15 protein-coding genes are annotated in these 19,706 nt (G+C 63.3%); 7 read left to right on the top strand and 8 right to left on the bottom strand.

Translation table 11 applies throughout. The features are described 5' to 3' along the window. Nucleotides 1-6 precede the first annotated feature (6 nt). Nucleotides 7-1,131, bottom strand: coding sequence for a PilT/PilU family type 4a pilus ATPase (locus C2134_RS01770; RefSeq protein ID WP_103317056.1), 1,125 nt, complete (start codon nt 1,129-1,131; stop codon nt 7-9). A gap of 128 nt (nt 1,132-1,259) precedes the next feature. Continuing rightward, a complete protein-coding gene (locus C2134_RS01765) occupies nt 1,260-2,939 on the bottom strand; it encodes a long-chain-fatty-acid--CoA ligase (protein WP_103317054.1) in 1,680 nt (559 codons plus the stop codon). 544 nt (nt 2,940-3,483) lie between these two features. Here C2134_RS01765 and rimP point away from each other — a divergent pair. From rimP to pnp, 7 genes are all read left to right on the top strand, one after another. After that, nucleotides 3,484-3,909: a ribosome maturation factor RimP gene (gene rimP / locus C2134_RS01760; protein ID WP_043625877.1), complete on the top strand. Its 426-nt coding sequence runs from the start codon at nt 3,484-3,486 to the stop codon at nt 3,907-3,909. Between the two features lie 51 nt (nt 3,910-3,960). Beyond that, nucleotides 3,961-5,439: a transcription termination factor NusA gene (gene nusA / locus C2134_RS01755; RefSeq protein WP_103317052.1), complete on the top strand. Its 1,479-nt coding sequence runs from the start codon at nt 3,961-3,963 to the stop codon at nt 5,437-5,439. Nucleotides 5,440-5,478: 39 nt separating this feature from the next. Continuing rightward, a complete protein-coding gene (infB, locus tag C2134_RS01750; RefSeq protein WP_103317050.1) occupies nt 5,479-8,421 on the top strand; it encodes a translation initiation factor IF-2 in 2,943 nt (980 codons plus the stop codon). A 249-nt stretch (nt 8,422-8,670) separates the two neighbouring features. Next, nucleotides 8,671-9,084, top strand: coding sequence for a 30S ribosome-binding factor RbfA (gene rbfA / locus C2134_RS01745; protein WP_103317048.1), 414 nt, complete (start codon nt 8,671-8,673; stop codon nt 9,082-9,084). Next, nucleotides 9,081-10,001: a tRNA pseudouridine(55) synthase TruB gene (truB, locus tag C2134_RS01740; RefSeq protein ID WP_103317046.1), complete on the top strand. Its 921-nt coding sequence runs from the start codon at nt 9,081-9,083 to the stop codon at nt 9,999-10,001. Before rbfA ends, truB begins: the two co-directional genes overlap by 4 nt. Nucleotides 10,002-10,095: 94 nt before the next feature. Continuing rightward, entirely contained in the window at nt 10,096-10,365 is a 270-nt protein-coding gene (rpsO, locus tag C2134_RS01735; RefSeq protein ID WP_043625892.1) for a 30S ribosomal protein S15, read from the top strand. 197 nt (nt 10,366-10,562) lie between these two features. Continuing rightward, nucleotides 10,563-12,707, top strand: coding sequence for a polyribonucleotide nucleotidyltransferase (pnp, locus tag C2134_RS01730; RefSeq protein WP_103317044.1), 2,145 nt, complete (start codon nt 10,563-10,565; stop codon nt 12,705-12,707). Between the two features lie 95 nt (nt 12,708-12,802). On the opposite strand, the gene C2134_RS01725 is transcribed toward pnp, so the two are convergent. The 6 genes from C2134_RS01725 to C2134_RS01700 all read right to left on the bottom strand — a co-directional run bounded on the left by C2134_RS01725 (nt 12,803) and on the right by C2134_RS01700 (nt 19,547). Then, nucleotides 12,803-13,597 (bottom strand): hypothetical protein, encoded by a 795-nt coding sequence (locus C2134_RS01725; protein WP_146042060.1) that lies wholly within the window; start codon nt 13,595-13,597, stop codon nt 12,803-12,805. 267 nt (nt 13,598-13,864) lie between these two features. After that, a complete protein-coding gene (locus C2134_RS01720; RefSeq protein WP_103317040.1) occupies nt 13,865-14,971 on the bottom strand; it encodes a 3-deoxy-7-phosphoheptulonate synthase in 1,107 nt (368 codons plus the stop codon). 167 nt (nt 14,972-15,138) lie between these two features. Beyond that, nucleotides 15,139-15,903 carry a 2,3-dihydro-2,3-dihydroxybenzoate dehydrogenase gene (dhbA, locus tag C2134_RS01715; RefSeq protein ID WP_199179848.1) on the bottom strand — a complete coding sequence of 255 codons (765 nt, stop codon included), beginning with the start codon at nt 15,901-15,903 and terminating at the stop codon, nt 15,139-15,141. A gap of 2 nt (nt 15,904-15,905) precedes the next feature. After that, nucleotides 15,906-16,781: an isochorismatase gene (locus C2134_RS01710; protein ID WP_103317036.1), complete on the bottom strand. Its 876-nt coding sequence runs from the start codon at nt 16,779-16,781 to the stop codon at nt 15,906-15,908. Nucleotides 16,782-16,785: 4 nt separating this feature from the next. Beyond that, a complete protein-coding gene (locus tag C2134_RS01705) occupies nt 16,786-18,390 on the bottom strand; it encodes a (2,3-dihydroxybenzoyl)adenylate synthase (RefSeq protein ID WP_103317034.1) in 1,605 nt (534 codons plus the stop codon). Continuing rightward, nucleotides 18,387-19,547 carry an isochorismate synthase gene (locus tag C2134_RS01700; RefSeq protein ID WP_103317143.1) on the bottom strand — a complete coding sequence of 387 codons (1,161 nt, stop codon included), beginning with the start codon at nt 19,545-19,547 and terminating at the stop codon, nt 18,387-18,389. Before C2134_RS01700 ends, C2134_RS01705 begins: the two co-directional genes overlap by 4 nt. Nucleotides 19,548-19,706: the final 159 nt, after the last annotated feature.

Here is a 19,706-nt window from a genome sequence, read left to right as displayed (position 1 = left end):
GTGGGTTTACAAGTCCAGTTTGATGCTGTCGAAGCTGGCCGCGCTGGCGGGGCCAGATTTGTCTTTGCCGCTTTCTTTGGATTGATTGACCAGCCAGTACAGATTGGTTGGCGAATCGGCGTTTTTCAGCGCCTCTTCCAGCGTGATGCGGCCGTCCCGATACAGCTGGTACAGCGCCTGCTCGAAGGTTTGCGCGCCATCGCTCATGCTGCTTTCGATGGCTTCCTTGATTTTGTCTATCTCGCCGGTGCGAATCAACTCTGCTATGTGTGGGGTATTGATCAGAAGTTCGATTGCCGGCGCGCGGCTGCCGTCGGCCGTGGCCACCAGTCGCTGCGACACCACCGCGCGCAGCGAGGCGGACAGATCCAGCAGCAGCGAGTGGCGGCTTTCCGGCGGGAAGAAATTGATCACGCGGTTCAGCATGTGGTAGCTGTTGTTGCCGTGCAGCGTGGAGATGCACAGATGGCCGGACTGGGCGTAGTTGATGGCGTGGATCAGGGTTTCCGCGTCGCGGATCTCGCCTATCATCAGCACGTCCGGCGCCTCGCGCATGGCGTTTTTCAGCGCGCGCTCGTAAGACAGCGTGTCGAAGCCGACTTCGCGCTGGTTGACGATGGATTGCTCGTGGCGGTGCAGAAACTCGATCGGGTCCTCGATGGTGAGGATGTGGCCCTTCATGTTCTGGTTGCGCATCTGCAGCATGGCCGCCACGGTCGAGCTCTTGCCGGAGCCGGTGGCGCCCACCACCAGAATCAGGCCGCGCTTCTGCTGGATCAGCTCGCCCAGCTTGGCCGGCAATTGCAGGCTTTCCAGCGACGGGATATTGGGCATGATGTAGCGCACCACCATGCTGACCGAGCCGCGCTGCCAGAAAATATTGATGCGGAAGCTGCCCAGGCCGGTGATGGGATGGCCCAGGTTCATTTCGCGCTCGCGCTCGAACTCGGCGATATCCTGTTCGCTCATCAGGCTGTAGGCCAGCTGTTTGACCATTTCAGCCGTCAACGGCTTGTCGTTGACCGGCTGCAATTCGCCGGCCACTTTCAGCATCGGCGGCGCCGCGCTGGTCATGAACAGATCGCTGGCCTTTTTTTCGGCCATCAGCTTGAAAAACGGCAACATCAGCATGAATCGCTTCCTGTACGGCGTATCTGGGTAGGCCACTATAGTGTAGTTGCCGCGGCCGGTGTTGTGTTTGTTCGAGGCAAAACAAAAGCCGCCCGGGAAGGGCGGCTTGCGGATGCTGCCGGATGGGATCAGGCTTGTTTGGCGGTTTCCTGATCGCGCAAGGCGCGGCGCAGAATCTTGCCGACGTTCGTTTTCGGCAGTTCCTGGCGGAATTCCACCAGCTTGGGCACTTTGTAGCCGGTCAGGTTCTCGCGGCAGTAGTGGATGATGTCCTTGTCGGTCAGCGCCGGGTCTTTCTTCACCACGAACACCTTGACCACTTCGCCGGATTTTTCGTCCGGCACGCCGATGCAGGCCACTTCCAGCACGCCCGGATGTCCTGCCACCACGTCTTCGATCTCGTTCGGGTAGACGTTGAAGCCGGACACTAGAATCATGTCCTTCTTGCGGTCCACCAATTTGACGAAGCCTTCCGGCGTGATCATCGCCATATCGCCGGTGGCGAGGAAGCCGTCCGCTCCCAGCACCTTGGCGGTTTCGTCCGGGCGCTTCCAGTAGCCGCGCATCACCTGCGGACCGCGGATGCAAAGCTCGCCCTGTTCGCCCTGCGGCACCGGCTTGCCTTCGGCGTCGCGGATTTCGATTTCCGTCGACGGCACCGGCAAGCCGATGGTGCCATTGTAGGCCTGCAGGTCCATCGGGTTGATGCAGGCGGCCGGACTGGTTTCAGTCAGGCCGTAGGCCTCGGCCAGGGTGACGCCGGTGACGGCCTTCCACTTGTCGGCCACCGCTTTTTGCACCGCCATGCCGCCGCCCAGCGTCAGCCGCCAGGTGGAGAAGTCCAGCTTGGCGAATTCCGGATTGTTGAGCAGCGCGTTGAACAGCGTGTTGACGCCGGTGATGCAGGTGATCGGGTATTTGCGCAGTTCCTTGATGAAGCCGGGGATGTCGCGCGGGTTCGGGATCAGCACGTTCAGCGCGCCCAGCTCGGTGAACACCATCAGGTTCGCGGTCAGCGAGAAGATATGGTACAGCGGCAGCGCGGTGACGATGACTTCCTGGCCTTCGCGCACCAGGGTGGAGACCCAGGCGCTGGCCTGCAGCATGTTGGCGACGATGTTCTTGTGCAGCAGCTCGGCGCCCTTGGCCACGCCGGTGGTGCCGCCGGTGTACTGCAGGAAGGCGATGTCGTCGTGCGTCAGCGTCACCTTGTCATACGGCTTGGCGCGGCCGGCGGCCAGCGCGTCGTTGAAGCCGATGTGGCCGGGGATGTGCCATGGCGGCACCATCTTCTTGACCTTTCGCACCACGAAGTTGGCCAGCTGGCGCTTGGGGAAGCCGAACATGTCGCCGATGGTGGCGATCACCACGTTCTTGACCTGGGTGCGCGGCAGCACCTGCTCCAGCACGTTAGCGAAGTTTTCCAGGATGACGATGGTTTCGGCGCCAGCGTCTTTCAGCTGGTGTTCCAGCTCGCGCGGGGTGTACAGCGGATTGACGTTGACCACCACGCCGCCGGCGCGCATGGTGCCGAAGACGGAAATGGGATATTGCAGCAGATTGGGCATCATGATCGCCACGCGATCGCCCTTCTTCACGCCGAGCTTGTGCTGCAGGAAGGAGGCGAACTGGCCGCTGAGCGCATCCAGCTCCGAATAGCTGAGCACCTTGTCCATGCAGGCCATGGCCGGGCGGTCGCCGAACTTCTTGACGCTGCGGTCGAACACCTCGATGACCGACTGGAACTGATTGATATCGATCTCGTGGGCAACCCCAGCCTGGTAGTTTTTAAGCCACACCTTATCCATAAATCCGGGTTTCTCCGTCGTGCGGGTTTTAGCGAGCATCGCGCCAGCGCGCGCCGGCGGCGATCCGGTTTTAGCGAGTCGCTGTTTTTTAATCGTTTTCTTCGCGGCCCGTGAAGCTGGCCGCTGGGCTCAAACTGATGTTTGATTCGCGGTAATGTACCGTAACTGAAAAACTCTCGCAAAAATTGTCTGGCATGGAGCCGGGCCGGGGCGGGGCGCTGGTCGGGCCTATGGGCGGTTTGCGATCATTCGGCGCAGCGCAGCTTGGGGGGATGGAGCGTGTGCGGGTTGGGCCCGGCCACAAGGCATGGCGGCCCCAGAGTCCGCTCCCCATGGCTGGCTTTTGCCGGCGCGCGGCCAAAATGCCCTGGCAGCGAAGGGCTGGAGCGGCTGGCGTTTGTGGCGAGCGCTTTTCGGCGGAAAATGGCCGCCGGCAGACAAAGAACGCGGCCGGGCGCTTAGGTTTTCTTTTTTGCGGAAATAGGTTACAATCGCAGCGGTTAGGGATGGGCGTTTCGCCCATTTTTTATTTGTGGAAAAAGCAATGGATGTTCGTTTGCTGCTGGAAAACACCCTGCAGGGTTTCGGCTACGAGTTGGTCGATTTTGAAATGACCCCGGGTGGCGGTTTTCGCGTATTTCTCGACAAGCCCGGTGGCATCACCGTGGAAGACTGCGTGTTGGTGAGCAATCACCTGACTCGACTGTTCATGGTCGAGAACGTGGACTACGAGCGACTGGAAGTCTCTTCGCCGGGCCTGGATCGTCCTTTGAAGAAGGAAGCCGATTTCGTCCGTTTCGCCGGTCAGCTCGCCAAGATCAAGACGCGGATGCCGATCGAGCAGCAGAAGAAATTTACCGGTCGTCTTGCCGGGGTCGAAGACGGCTCCGTGAAGCTGGATGTGGATGGCCGCATCGTGGTGATTCCGTTCGCCAACATCGACAAGGCTCGTCTCGAGCCTGAGTTTTGATGCCTGGACGGCGATAGCCCGCGCTAAAGGACAAAATTCGGAGAGGAATGCATGAGTCGCGAGATTTTGTTGCTGGTGGATGCCCTGGCGAGCGAAAAGAATGTCAGCAAGGATGTGGTGTTTTCCGCCCTTGAGATGGCGCTTGCCTCGGCAACCAAGAAAAAGTTTACCGATGACGAGATGGATGTGCGCGTCGAAATCGATCGCCACACCGGTCAGTACCAGACCTTCCGCCGCTGGCTGGTGGTGGAAGATGAGCTGCTGGAATCCGAAAGCAAGGAAATCGGCCTGGTCGATGCTCGCGAGCGTGATCCGCGCGTCGAGCTGGGCGCCTATATTGAAGAACCGATGGAAGCGGTGGAGTTCGGACGCATCGGCGCGCAGACCGCCAAGCAGGTCATCCTGCAGCGCATCCGCGACGCCGAGCGCGAACAGCTGCTGAACGAATTCCTGCAGCGCCGCGAGCACCTGGTGATCGGCACCATCAAGCGCATCGAACGCGGCAATGCCATCGTCGAATGCGGCAAGCTGGAAGCCGTGCTGCCGCGCGATCAGATGATTCCGAAGGAAAACCTGCGCGTGGGCGACCGCGTCAAGGCTTTCCTGCTGCGCATCGACCGCCAAGGTCGCGGCCCGCAACTGATCCTGTCCCGCACCTCGCCGGATTTCCTGGTCAAACTGTTTGAGCTGGAAGTGCCGGAGATCGACGAAGGCATGCTGGAAATCCGCGCCGCGGTGCGCGATGCCGGCATGCGCGCCAAGATCGCCGTCAAGGCCAACGACGCCCGCATCGATCCGCAAGGCACCTGCATCGGCATGCGCGGTTCCCGCGTTCAGGCGGTGACGCAGGAACTGGCGGGCGAGCGCGTCGACATCGTGCTGTGGGCGCCGGAACCGGCTCAGTTCGTCATCAACGCGCTGTCGCCGGCTGAAGTCAGCCGCATCATGGTGGACGAAGACAATCACAGCATGGATGTGATCGTTGAGGAAGACCAACTGGCGCTGGCCATCGGCCGTAGCGGCCAGAACGTCAAGCTCGCTGCGGAGCTGACCGGCTGGTACCTGAACATCATGACCGTGACCGAGGCCGAAGAGAAGCACCAGGCCGAGGACGCCGCGCTGCGCCAGCTGTTCGTCAGCGCGCTGGGCGTGGAAGAAGACATCGCAGCCAAGCTGGTGAACGAAGGCTTTGCCGCGCTGGAAGAAGTGGCCTATGTGCCGCTGGAAGAAATGCTGGAAATCGAAGGCTTCAACGAGGAGCTGGTGGGCGAGCTGCGCAGCCGCGCCCGTGATGCGCTCCTGACTCAGGCCATTGCGTCCGAAGAGCAGGTCGAAAACGTATCGGATGACCTGAAGGACATGGAAGGCCTGGATGCCGAGCTGGTTCGCAAGCTGGCCGCAGGCGGCGTGAACACCCGCGACGATCTGGCCGACTTGGCTGTTGACGATCTGGTGGACATGACCGGCATGGAAGCGGAAGCTGCACGCGCAATCATCATGAAGGCGCGCGAACACTGGTTCAACCAGTAAGGCTTTCTCGGGAAGTATTTACGGAATTTGGGAAGACGAATGGTTTTGACGAATGTAAAACAATTTGCCAGTGAGATGAATCTCTCGCCGGAACGCCTGCTGGAACAGCTGAAGGCGGCCGGCGTGAGCAAGCGCTCGCCGGAAGACACCCTGTCGGCGCAAGACAAGTCCCAGCTCCTGGACTATCTGAAGCGTGCGCATGGCGCGCGCGAGGACGGCGGCATTACGCTGACCCGCAAGTCCACCTCCGAGGTGAAAAAAGCCGACGGCGGCACCGTGACTGTGGAAACCCGCAAGAAGCGCGTGGTGGCGCGTCCGGAAGAAGCACCGCGCGCCGAAGCGCCGAAGCCGGCCGAACCGGCTCCCGCTCCGGCCGCCAAGCCTGCGGAAGCCAAGCCCGAGCCTAAGCCGGAGCCCAAGGTCGAGGTGAAGCCGGAAGCCAAGCCCGAGCCGAAGCCGGAGCCCAAGGTGGAAGCCAAGCCGGAACCGAAGCCCGAGCCGAAGCCGGCCGCCGCGCCGGCTCCGCGCACAGTCGCCTCCATCCTGTCGCCGGAAGAAATCGCCGCGCGTGAAGCTGAAGAGAAGCGTCAGGCCGCGTTCCGCGCCCGTCAAGAAGCGCTGATGCGCGAAAAGATCGAGCGCGAGGAACGTCGCCAGGCTGCCAAGCTGGCGGCTTCGCAACCGGCTCCGGCACCCGCTCCGGTCGTCGAACCGCCGCGCGAAGAGCGCCGCGACGAGCGTCGTCCGGCCCCGGCTGGCGACAACCGCGGTCCGCGCGGCAACGATAACCGCGACAACCGTGGCCCGCGCCCGGCTGGCGCCGGTGACCGTGGCCCGCGTCCGGCAGGTACCGGCGATCGCGGTCCGCGCCCGGCAGGCGCTGGCGACCGTGGTCCGCGTCCGGCAGGCGCCGGCGATCGCGGCCCGCGTCCGGCTGGGGACAACCGTGGTCCGCGCCCGGCTGGCGATAACCGCGGCCCGCGTCCTGGCGTAGCCGGCGCACCTGGCGCCCCGACCGTGCCGGCGACGGTTGCCGGTCGTCCGGATGCCAAGAAGGGCGGCGGCAACAAAAAGGGTGGCGATCGTTGGGATGAAGGCAAGAAGGGCGGCCGCGGTCTGAAGACCAAGGGCGGCGACGCCGGCAACGACTGGAAGTCGCGCGGCGGCAAGGGCAAGAACAAGCAGAACAACCAGCACGCCTTCCAGGCGCCGACCGAACCCATCGTGCATGAAGTCCTGGTGCCGGAAACCATCACCGTGGCCGAACTGGCCCACCGGATGGCCGTGAAGGCGGTTGAAGTGATCAAGACCCTGATGAAGATGGGCATGATGGTCACCATCAACCAGGTGCTGGATCAGGAAACCGCGTTGATCGTGGTGGAAGAAATGGGCCACATCGGCAAGGCCGCTCAGGCGGACGATCCGGAAGCCTACCTGGAAGTGACCGGCGGTGAGACCGTCGAAGTGGTGGAAAAGCCGCGCTCCCCGGTGGTGACCGTGATGGGCCACGTGGACCATGGCAAGACCTCGCTGCTGGACTACATCCGTCGCGCCAAAGTGGCGGCGGGCGAAGCCGGCGGCATTACCCAGCACATCGGCGCTTACCACGTGGAAACCCCGCGCGGCATGATCACCTTCCTGGATACCCCGGGTCACGAAGCGTTTACCGCGATGCGTGCCCGCGGCGCCAAGGCTACGGACATCGTGGTGCTGGTGGTGGCGGCCGACGACGGCGTGATGCCGCAGACGATCGAAGCGATTCACCACGCCAAGGCGGCCAAGGTGCCGATGGTGGTGGCGGTCAACAAGATCGACAAGCAGGGCGCCAACCCGGAACGTATCCGCCAGGAACTGGTATCGCACGAAGTGGTGCCGGAAGACTGGGGCGGCGATACTCAGTTCGTCGAAGTGTCGGCCAAGATGGGCCTGAACATCGATGCGCTGCTGGAAGCCATCCTGCTGCAGGCCGAAGTGCTGGAGTTGAAGGCGCCGGTGGAAACCCTGGCCAAGGGCATCATCGTCGAGGCCCGCCTCGACAAGGGCCGCGGTCCGGTCGCTACCCTGCTGGTTCAGTCCGGCACGCTGCGCAAGGGCGATGTGGTTCTGGCTGGCACGGCATTCGGCCGCGTCCGCGCCATGATGGACGAAAACGGCAAGGCCATCGAATCGGCCGGCCCGGCCATCCCGGTGGAAATCCTGGGCCTGTCCGACGTGCCGCTGGCTGGCGAAGACGCCATGGCGCTGGCCGACGAGAAGAAGGCGCGTGAAATCGCCCTGTTCCGCGCCGGCAAGTTCCGCGACGTGCGTCTGGCCAAGCAGCAAGCCGCCAAGCTGGAGAACATGTTCGCCCAGATGTCCGAAGGCGAGGTGCAAACCCTGTCCATCATCATCAAGGCGGACGTGCAAGGTTCGTACGAAGCGCTGGCCGGCAGCCTGCAGAAGCTGTCCACCGAAGAAGTTCGCGTGGCCATCCTGCACTCTGGCGTGGGCGGCATCAGCGAATCCGACGTCAACCTGGCGATCGCTTCCAAGGCCATCATCATCGGCTTCAACACCCGTGCCGACTCCGCCGCGCGCAAGCTGGCCGAGAACGAGGGCGTCGACATCCGTTACTACAACATCATCTATGATGCGGTGGACGAGGTGAAGGCCGCGCTGTCCGGCATGCTGGCGCCGGAGAAGAAGGAACAGATCCTGGGTACGGTCGAAATCCGTCAGGTGATCTCGGTTTCCAAGGTGGGCAATATCGCGGGTTGTATGGTGACCGACGGCATGATCAAGCGCTCCGCTTCGGTCCGTCTGATCCGCAACCACGTGGTGGTGCACACCGGCGAGCTGGAATCGCTGAAGCGCTTCAAGGACGACGTGAAGGAAGTCAAGCAAGGCTACGAGTGCGGCCTGATGCTGAAGAACTTCAACGACATCCAGGAAGGCGACCAACTGGAAGCGTTCGAAATCGTCGAAGTTGCGCGCTCTCTGTAATTGAGACGCCAAGGGCGGGCGCCGGTCTGACCGAAAGGTCGGCGGGCGCTCGCCTTTTTCATGTTTGTGCCACGAAACCCACGAAAAACACGAACAAACCAGCCCGAGGGCGGCAGTGACAAGACTGGCTTGGAGTGAACGCGCTGGCGCACCGTTCTGAGTATCGGTCTCGTGATTGTGTTTCGTGTTTTCCGTGGTTTTCGTGGCTAAAGCGGTTCTGTGAATCGCAAGGTAACGATTGGAATTATCATGGCCAAAGCCAAAAAAGGTTTTTCCCGCTCGGACCGCATCGCCGAGCAAATCCAGCGCGAGCTGGCCGAGCTGACCCGCAAGGGACTGAAGGATCCGCGCGCCGGCTGGATCACCATCACCCAGGTGGAGGTGACCCGCGACTACTCGCACGCCAAGGTGTATTACACCGTGATGGTGGATACCACCCGCGAAGCGACTCAGGAGGCGCTGGACAGCTCCGCCGGCTACCTGCGCAACGAGCTGGGCCGCGCGATCAAGATTTTCAGCATTCCGCAGCTGCACTTCGTGTATGACGACTCGGTCGAGCGCGGCATGCACCTGACCAGCCTGATCAACCAGGTGGCGCGCGAAGACGCGGAGAAGTTCGGCGATGTCGCCAACGGCGAGCCGGGCGAGGGCAAGGCGGAATGAGCAAGCCGCGCAGCAACCGCCGCCACATCGATGGCGTGCTGCTGATCGACAAGCCCTACGACATCTCCAGCAACAACGCGCTGCAGAAGGCGCGCTGGCTGCTGAACGCCGCCAAGGCCGGCCACACCGGCGTGCTGGACCCGCTGGCCACCGGCCTGCTGCCGGTGTGCCTGGGCGAGGCCACCAAGTTTTCGTCCTACTTGCTGGATGCCGACAAGGGCTACCGCGCGACGGTCAAGTTCGGCGTGGTGACCACCACCGGCGATGTGGAGGGCGAGGTGGTATCCGAGCGGCCCGTCAGCTTCAACCGCGAACAGCTGGAAGCGGTGCTGGAGCGTTTCCGCGGCAAGATCAGCCAGGTGCCGCCGATGTATTCTGCGCTGAAGCATCAGGGCAAACCGCTGTACGAATATGCCCGCGCCGGCATCGAGGTGCCGCGCGAGGCGCGCCAGGTCACCATCCGCAAGCTGGAGCTGTTGTCGTTCGACGGCATATCGGCCGAGATCGATGTGCTGTGCACCAAGGGCACCTATATCCGCACCTTGGGTTGCGATATTGGCGAGGCGCTCGGTTGCGGCGCGCATTTGACCGCGCTGCGCCGCACCGCGACCGGCGGTTTCACGCTGGACCAGTCGCATCAATTGGCCGCGCTGGAGCAGCTGGACATGCCGGCGCGCGAGGCGAAGCTGCTGCCGGCCGACGTGCTGGTTGCGCACTTTCCACAGGTCGAGCTGCCCGATGGCGAGATCGGCAAGTTTATGCACGGCCAACCCGTGCGTTTTGAACAAAAGTGTGAGAAAATGCAGCGTTTCCGGGTTTACCATCAGGTGACACGGAAATTTGTGGGGCTGGGCGAGGCTCGCGGCGATGGCCGCTTGCATCCGATCCGGCTCCTGGCGAACCAGGCCGAGGCCTGATCCGCCGCTTACCGGAGTGTGGAATGGGTTGGGTTTTCCGGCTCGCCGCACTTGTCGGGTTTTCAAACCCCCTACTGAAACTGGAGTAATCCAAATGGCAATGACCGCCGCTCAAAAAGCAGAAATCGTTAAAAGCTTCCAACGCGCTGAAGGCGACACTGGTTCGTCCGAAGTGCAGGTTGCCCTGCTGACCGCACGCATCAACGACCTGACCCCGCACTTCAAAGCCAACACCAAGGACCACCACAGCCGTCGTGGTCTGCTGAAGCTGGTTAGCCGTCGCCGCCGTCTGCTGGACTACCTGAAGGGCACTGACGCTGATGCTTACCGCGCGCTGATCGCCCGCCTGGGCCTGCGCAAGTAATCGGTATCCGGTTCTGAAAAAGTCGCAGCTTGCTGCGACTTTTTCACACCGACAGCTTCGCGAGTTTCAATTGTCGTGACAACGGGGGGAGCCTCTACAAATTCAGATCTAGCCGCAGGTCCGAATTTTTAGGGGTTCCCGTTGTTTTTTTCCGGCTCGCGATTTTTACAATCGAACCAAGATATAGGGAAACCCTCGTGTTCAATAAGATCACCAAAACCTTCCAGTTCGGCCGTCAAACCGTCACCCTGGAAACCGGTGAAATCGCCCGCCAGGCGTCCGGTTCCGTCGTCGTCACCGTTGACGACACCGTCGTGATGGTCAACGTGGTGGGCGGCAAGTCCGTCAAGCCGGGCCAAGATTTCTTCCCGCTGACCGTGGACTACCTGGAGCGCACCTACGCCGCCGGCAAGATCCCGGGCGGCTTCTTCAAGCGCGAAGGCAAGCAGTCCGAGAAGGAAGTGCTGACCAGCCGCCTGATCGACCGTCCGATCCGCCCGCTGTTCCCGGAAGGCTTCTACCATGACGTGCAGATCGTCGCCACCGTGCTGTCGCTGAATCCGGAAGTGGATTCCGACATCCCGGCGATGATCGGCGCTTCCGCCGCCCTGGCCATCTCCGGCCTGCCGTTCGCCGGCCCGATCGGCGCCGCCCGCGTTGGTTACATCAACGGCGAATACGTGCTGAACCCGACCAAGTCCGAACTGCAAACCTCGCAGATGGACTTGGTGGTGGCCGGTACCCAACGCGCCGTGCTGATGGTGGAATCCGAAGCCAAGGAACTGTCCGAAGCCGTGATGCTGGGCGGCGTGGTGTTCGGCCACGAGCAAATGCAAGCCGCGATCAAGGCCATCAACGAGCTGGCCGACGAAGTCAATCCGGTCATGTTCGACTGGGCCGCTCCGGCCAAGGACGAAGCGCTGATCGCCCAGATCCGCGGCATCGCCGGCGACAAGCTGGCCGAAGCCTTCCGTCTGCGTCAGAAGCAAGCTCGCACCGTTGCCATCAATGAAGCCTGGGATGCCGTCAAGGCCGCGCTGATCAACGAAGACACGGACACGCTGAAGGCCAACGAAATCAAGGGCATCTTCAAGGGCCTGGAAGCGGAAATCGTCCGCGGCCAGATCTTGGCCGGCGAGCCGCGCATCGACGGCCGCGATACCCGCACCGTGCGCCCGATCAGCATCCGCAACAACCTGCTGCCGCGCACCCACGGTTCCGCCCTGTTCACCCGCGGCGAAACCCAGGCGCTGGTTGTGGCCACGCTGGGCACCAAGCAGGACGAGCAGATCATCGACGCGCTGGCCGGCGAATACACCGAACGCTTCATGCTGCACTACAACTTCCCGCCGTACTCCACCGGCGAAGCTGGCCGCATGGGCCCGCCGAAGCGCCGCGAAATCGGCCACGGCCGTCTGGCCAAGCGCGCGCTGGTCGCCGTGCTGCCGCCGGAAACCGAGTTCGGCTACTCCATGCGCGTGGTTTCGGAAATCACCGAATCCAACGGCTCCTCCTCGATGGCTTCCGTCTGTGGCGGCTGCCTGTCGCTGCTGTCCGCCGGCGTGCCGCTGAAGGCGCACGTGGCCGGTATCGCCATGGGCCTGATCCTGGAAGGCAACCGCTTCGCCGTGCTGACCGACATCCTGGGCGATGAAGATCACCTGGGTGACATGGACTTCAAGGTAGCCGGCACCGCCGAAGGCATCACCGCGCTGCAGATGGACATCAAGATCCAGGGCATCACCAAGGAAATCATGCAGGTTGCGCTGGACCAGGCCAAGGAAGGCCGTCTGCACATCCTGGGCCTGATGAAGGAAGCCGTGGACGGCCCGCAAGAGCTGTCCGCCCACGCGCCACGCCTGTACGTGATGAAGATCAACCCGGAGAAAATCCGCGAAGTGATCGGCAAGGGCGGCGAAACCATCCGCGCCATCACCAAGGACACCGGTTGCGAGATCAATATCGAGGAAGACGGCACCATCACCATCGCTTCGGTCAGCAACGAGGGCGCGGAAGCGGCCAAGAAGCGCATCGAAGAGATCACCGTTGAAGTGGAAGTGGGCAAGGTGTACGAAGGCACCGTGGTCAAGATCCTCGACAACAACGTCGGCGCCATCGTCTCCATCCTGCCGGGCAAGGATGGTCTGGTTCACATCTCGCAGATCGCCAACGAGCGCATCAAGAATGTGTCCGATCACCTGAAGGAAGGTCAAGTGGTGAAGGTCAAGGCCATCGAAATGGACGACCGCGGTCGCATCCGCCTGTCCATCAAGGCCCTGCTGGAAGAAGAGGCGAAAACCGCCCAGGCGACCGCTGATTCCTTCGGTCTGAAGACGCAGTAATCCGCTTGCTGACCATCCTTTGTGGATGGTAGGGAAGAAAACAAAACCCCCGCCTTGGCGGGGGTTTTGTTTTGCGTTGCAAGAAAAGACGGCAGTTATTTGTGAAGATCGAACATGATGCCTTGCCCCGACTGACCCGTTGTGGCGGCGCCAAGTAACCGTCCTGTTTGCGTGTCCAGCATGGCGGCGCCATTGACGGATGTGCCGGCGCCCAGTGCACAGTTGTTGTTCAGGAAGGTTAGGCTGACTGTGTACAGGTTCAGCTTCGCATCCGGAGTGATGGTGCCATTGAAACGGCAGCCGCTGCCGCTGATGGTACTCTGTCCGCTGATTTGGCCATTGTTTGCGACGTTAACAATGATGCCGTCCATGCCAGAACGCGGAACGTAGCTGTTGCCGGCCAAGTTCCCTGCGATGGCGCTCAAACTCGCCGCTTGACCGCTGCCTGGCAAAGAAGGGGCGCTGGTTGTGCTCTTGTCGCCGTTGGCGTAGGACGAGGTGACCGTCAGTTGGTTAGCTGTGAAACTGCCATTCACGCCAACCGACAGAATGCCGCTGTACATGTTGTAGTCCAGGCCAGAAGAGCTGAAGTTGCTGCCGTTGTATTTTAAATTGCCGGTGATGAAGCCATCCAGCAGGGCGCTGATGCCTGAGCGAGAATACAGCACCCAATAATCGCCGTTTGCTAGGACGACACCCCAGATGGTGCGGTTAAGATCGGAAACACCCTTCCAGATTCCACTGGCATTGCTGGCCGGGGTCGTTGCCTGGTTGTTGCCTGGGGAGGAATTGCCGCCAGAAGACAGCCCGCCGTTGCCACTATCTCCACCGCCGCCGCCGCATGCAGAAAGCGTGGCGGCCAGCATTGTCATCAGGATTGCTTTTTTCATTTTTATTCCAAATTGTATTGAATATGCATTCGTATTTTATTGGGGGGCGGAGAGTTAGGGCAAGTAGCTAGACGCGGTAATGGATGTAGTTTGAGATTCGTCATGCAAAACGGAATAGCCCTGTAGGGCGGGCAGGCCTTTGGCCTTGCCCGCGTGCAAGATGCATGCTGGCGATTGACGTGTGCGGATGGAACGGGTATTGGGACGCGGGCTTGGCTGATGGATCGCGGGTATGACCTGATTGGCCAACCCGCGTTTCGGGTAGGTTCAATTTCCCATCAGCGGCCGCAGCTTGGCGCGCGTCTCGCGCAAGATGCGCGCCGTGGTGTCCCAGTCCACGCAGGGGTCGGTGATGGAGCAGCCGTAGCGCAGCTGGGACAGGTCGGCCGGTATCGGCTGGTTGCCGCCTTCGATGAAGCTCTCCAGCATGAAGGCGCGGATGCTGCGGTTGCCGTGGACGATCTGGGAGACCGCGTCGGCCAGCACCATGGGCTGCAATGCGTGGTTTTTCCAGGAGTTGCCGTGGGCGCAGTCCACCATGATCACCGGCGGGATATCGCGCTTTTTCAGCGCCTGTTCGGCCAGCGCGATGCTGACCGAGTCGTAGTTGGGCCGGCCGCCGCCGCCGCGCAGCACCAGATGGCCATGTGGATTGCCGCGGCTGTTCACCACTGCGACTTGACCGGCGTGGTCCATGCCCAGGAAGGCGTGCGGGCTGCTGGCGGAGACGATGGCGTTGAGCGCCGCGTCCAGGGTGCCGTCGGTGCTGTTCTTGAAGCCCACCGCGCTGTCCAGCGCCGAGGCCAGTTCGCGGTGGATTTGCGATTCCGTGGTGCGGGCGCCGATGGCGGTCCAGCTGTACAGGTCGGCCAGGTATAGCGGCGACAGCGGGTCCAGGGCCTCGCCGGCCAGCGGCAGGCCCCGTTCTGCAGCGGCCAGCAGGAAGCGCCGGGCGATGTGCATGCCCTCGTCCATGCAGCAGCTGTCGTCCAGATACGGGTCGTTGATCAGGCCTTTCCAACCCACGCTGGTGCGCGGCTTTTCGAAATAAGCGCGCATGACGATCAGCAAGGTGTCGTCCAGCTCCGCCGCCAGTTCGGCCAGCCGCGAGGCGTAGTCCAGGCCGGCGCGCGGGTCGTGTATCGAGCAGGGGCCGATCACCACCAGCCAGCGCGGGTCTTGTCCGGAGAGCACGCGTTTCACGGCGGCGCGGCCGGCATTCACCGATTGCGCCGCGCGCGCGCTTTGCGGCAGGCTGCGCAGCAGTTCGGCCGGGCTGGGCATGGCGCGGTAGTCGGCCTGGCTGGCCGGCGGCAGGGAGGGGGTGTGGCCGGCAGCGCGCAAAGGGCTGTCTGGCCAGGCGAGGGTAGTCATGGGTCTTCTCCGCGAAGCGATCCGCAAACCGTCAGCGGATGCGCTCCGTTGTTTGCGGCAGGGGCGGCGCATATGGCGGCCGCCCCGGATGGGGACATGTGCGACAGGATGGCGCGGGCTTGCCACGGTTCAGGGCAAGGATGGGGCTGCGCCTTGTCGCGTTCATGTCAGGCCGCCAGCGTCGCGCCACCATCCACCACCACGTCCTGCATGGTGATGTGGCCGGCCAGATCGGAAGCCAGGAACAGCACGGCGCCGGCCACGTCGGCCGGGGTGGCCAGCTTGCCCAGCGGAATGCCCAGCCGGAACGCTTCCGGCTTGCCGGCGATGGTGCGGGCAGCCCCGCTGTCGTCCTGCCACATGCCGCGCAGCATCGGCGTGTCTGTGGAGCCGGGCGACACCACGTTGCAACGCACGCCGTACGGCGCCAGCTCCAGCGCCGCGTTGTGGCTCAGGCTCGCCATGGCGGCCTTGGATGCGCCGTAGGCGGCCATGTCCAGGCGCGGCACGTGGGCGGCGTTGGACGCCACGTTGACGATGGCTCCGGCGCGGCGCGCCTTGAAATGCGGCAGCAGCGCGCGCATCAGGTAGAACGGTCCGCTGACGTTGACGTCCAGGCATTGCTGCCAGTCGTCCAGCGACAGCGTGTCCAGTCCGCCTAGGCGCAGCACGCCGGCGGCGTTCACCAGCACGTTCGGCAGGGCGTCCTCTTCGGCCATCTGGCGGCACAGCGCGGATACAGCCCCGGCGTCGCGGATGTCCAGCGGCAGCTCCCGCAGCGCGTCGTCGCGGGCGGTCGGCTGTTCAAACTGCAGATCCAGCGCGATGACGCGCGCGCCGGCTTCGACGAAGCGCTTGGCCACTTCGCGGCCTATGCCTTGCGCCGCGCCAGTGACCCACACGCATTGTCCGCTGAAATCGAACCCGCGCATGCTCATGCCTCCTGCGGCAGCTTGGCGGCGATGGCTGTCCACCAGCCATCCAGCGTGGGTTCGCGGGCCAGGTCTTCAAAACCGATGTCGAGACCCTGCGCTTGCCACTTGCCCACCAGCTCCATCAGGCGGATGGAGTCCAGGCCGTAGTCCAGCAGATTGTCGTCCGCGGCCAGGCTGTCGTCGCCATCGGCCAGCACGGTCAGCACCTGCGTTTTCAGCCAATCGCGAGTAAATGCTTCCTGCCCTCCCTCCGTCAGAGAGGAGGCGGCGATGACCGATCCGCAGCGGGTCGCCACATAGCGCAGCGCCATTTTGTGCTCGTCCTCGCTGAAGTCCGCCACCGCGTCGCCAACCAGAAAGGCCTGGATGTCGCGCATGAAGGCGTCGCAGGCGGTCATCATGCAGCCGATGTGGGCGTAGACGCCGCAGATCACCAGCTGGTCGCGGCCCCAATCCTTCATCCTTTGCTGCAGATCGCTGCGCTGGAAGGCGCTGTAGCGCCATTTGACCAGCACGGTATCCTGCGGCCGCGGGGCGATCAGCGGCGTCACCGCTTGCAAGGCCGGATCGGCGGTGGTGAGGCCGGGGCCCCACATATCATTCAGCAGCGCGCGGTCTTCCGGTTTTTGTTCCGTCGGCTGCGCGGTGTAGACCACCGGCACGCCGTTGCGGTCGGCCCAGTCGCGCAGCGCGGCGATGCGGCCGGTCAGCTCCTGCATCAGCGGGCTGTCCTCGCCGTAGAAGGCCAGGAAATAGCGCTGCATGTCATGGATCAGCAGCGCCGCGCGAGCGGGGTCGACTTGCCAGGCGGTCTTGTTGGCCGGAAAGTCGGCGGCTTGCGGCAAGGGGTAGGCGTTGAGTTTGGGGATGCTCATGGGTTCAGGCTCCGGCTGCGGTGGCCAACTGGGCGCGCAGCGTTTGTTTGTCTATCTTGCCGACGTGGGTCAGCGGCAGGGCTGCGGTCAGCTCGAAACGATCCGGCAGCTTGTAATCGGCCACGCCGATTTCGCGCAGGAAGCGGCGCAGGGCCACCGCGCGTAGGCCATCGTCGCGCGGCACGATGAAAGCGCAGCTCTTTTCGCCCAGCATGCTGTCCGGCATGGCCACCAGCGCGGCCTGCGCCACTTGCGGGTGTTGCAGCAGCAGGTGTTCGATTTCCTCCGCCGCGATTTTTTCGCCGCCGCGGTTGATCTGGTCTTTTACCCGGCCCACCACGCGCAGATAGCCGTTCTCGTCGGCCACCACCATGTCGCCGGAGTAGTAGAAGCCTTCGTTGTCGAACACGCGGGCATTGTGCTCAGGCGCCTGGTAATAGCCGCGGAAGGTGTACGGGCCGCGCGTGGCGAGCATGCCGGGCGTGCCGATGGGCACGGCATGGCCGGCCTCGTCCACCACTTTCACCTCGTCGCCGTCGCTCATCGGCCGGCCCTGGCAGGTAAAGACGATGTCGTCGGCGTCGTCCAGCCGGGTGTAATTGACCAGGCCCTCGGCCATGCCGAAGACCTGCTGCAGCCGGCAACCCAGCACGGTCGGCACCTGGCGCGCCATGGACTCGGCAAAGCTGGCGCCTCCCACTTGCAGCAGCTTCAGGCTTTTCAGCTGGGCCTCTCGCCCCGGCGCGGCTTGCAGCCACAGCGCCACGGCCGGCGGCACTAGCGCGGCGATGTTCACTTGATGTTTTTCGATCAGCTCGAAGCAGGCCATCGGTTCCGGGCTGGGTGCCAGCGCCACGGCGCCGCCGGCGTGGAATACGCCCAGCGCGCCGGGTGAGCTGAGCGGGAAGTTGTGCGGCGCCGGCAGCGCGCACAGGAAGCGGGTGTGCGGGCCGAGTTCGCAGATTTCGGCGCTGCGGCGCACGCTGTAGAAGTAATCGTTGTGGGTGCGCGGAATCAGCTTGGGGGTGCCGGTGCTGCCGCCGGACAGCTGGAAGAAAGCCACTTCGTCGGCGGCGCTGGGGCCGGCATGGTCCGGCAGCGCGGCATCCTGCCGCAACACGGCTTCCAGCGTGTCGTGGGCGAACAGGTGCAGGCGCAGATCCGGCGCCATCGCGCGCAGCTCGTGCAATATCGCGTCGTCGTGAAACAGGCCATGGCTGCGGTCCGCGATCAGCAGTTTCGGCTGGATCTGCCGCGCGTAGGCGGACAGTTCCAGCTTCTGGTGGCTGAACAAGGCATTGACCGGCGCCACGCCCAGCTTGAACAGGGCGAACAGCACGATGTAGAACTCGGCCACATTGGGCAGTTGCACCAGGGCCGTATCGTGGCGGCGCAGGCCTTGCCGATGCAGCCAGGCGGCCAGGTTATTAGACTGGCGGTCCAGTTCGGCGTAGCTGATTGCGCGTTCGCCGCACAGGATGGCTGGCGCGTGCGGACGCTCGCGGCATTGCCGCTGCAGCATCTCGGTCATCGGCAAGTCGGTCCACCAGCCTGCGGCGCGATAACGGGCGGCCAGCGCTTGCGGCCATGGGGTGAAGGCGATGCTCATGCCAGCGCCTCCATGCCGGTGAGTCCGAAGGCGGCCAACATGGTGCCCAGCTTGGCCTGGGTTTCCGCCCATTCCGCTTCCGGAGTGGAGGCTTCCACAATGCCGGCGCCGGCGAACAGGCGGGCGCGGTTCTTGGCCACCGTGGCGCAGCGTATGGTGACCGCCCACTCGCCATTGCCTTCCTCGTCGCACCAGCCCACCATGCCGCTGAATACGCCGCGCTGGAACGGCTCGATCTGGCCGATCAGCTCGCGCGCGGCGGCCGTGGGGAAGCCGCAGATGGCGGGCGTGGGATGCAGCAGGCAAGCCAGCTTCAGCGCCGTCATGGAGGGGTCGGCCAGCCGGCCTTCTATGGGCGTGCCCAGATGCCACATCGCGCGGGTGCTGAGCAGGGATGGCGCATCGGGGATGGACAATTCCACGCAGTGCGGCGCCAGCACGCCGCGGATGTCCTCGATCACCAGACTGTGTTCGTAATGATCCTTGGCCGATTGCAACAAGGCGTCGCCTGCGGCCTGATCGGCATGGGCGTCCGCCTGGCGTTTGGCGGAGCCGGCCAGCGGGAAGGTGTGGACGCTGGCGCCGTGCTTGCGCAGCAGCAACTCCGGGCTGACGCCGACCAGATGGCCGCCAACGCTCAGCGGCAGCTGAAACTGATAGCCGTGCGGGTTCTGTCGGCACAAGGCATCGAATATCTTGTCGGCCGCCAACGGTTCGGCAAACTCCACCTCATAGACGCGGGACAGCACAGCCTTGCGGATATCGCCATGGCGGAAGCGGGCGATGGCCTGGCATACGGCGGACTTGAACCCCGGCTCGTCCGGCATGCTGCGCGCGCTGACGGCCTGGCCGGCGGCGGCCGCGCGGCGGGAGGCGGCCTCAAGCCGTTCTGCGCGGTCGAAAAAGCCGTGGCAGGACGGGATGAACAGCTCGGACGGCTGGTCCATGTCGAAAGGAATGGCGCCCATCAGCACCGGCTTGTCGATGCCGGCGGCGCGGGCGCGGGCGAAGGCTTGGGTGACGGCGGTCTGGAAGTGACGGTCTTTCGCCGGAACGCTCAGGCGGCTATGGATGCCGGCGGCCTTCAGGCTGCGATGGGCGGACAGAAAATAGAAAACATCGTCGGTCTGGCTGGTCATCACGGATGGCTTGCTCATGGCAGGCTCCAGTTGATAATGATAATAATTATCGTTCAAAGTTATAGCCAAAGCTGGACTAAGTCAACTGTAAAAATGCGGCTTAATTCATTTGGTATGAGATTTGTTTTTCCGAAAACTAGATGGAGGGTGGAGTATTGCTTTGCGCCGGGCATTGCC

The sequence above is a fragment of the Chromobacterium sinusclupearum genome (genome assembly GCF_002902845.1).
In the GTDB taxonomy this organism is placed as follows: Bacteria; Pseudomonadota; Gammaproteobacteria; order Burkholderiales; family Chromobacteriaceae; genus Chromobacterium; species Chromobacterium sinusclupearum.
Note: the sequence above shows the minus strand (reverse complement) of the source record. Positions and strands in the feature narration are given on the sequence as shown.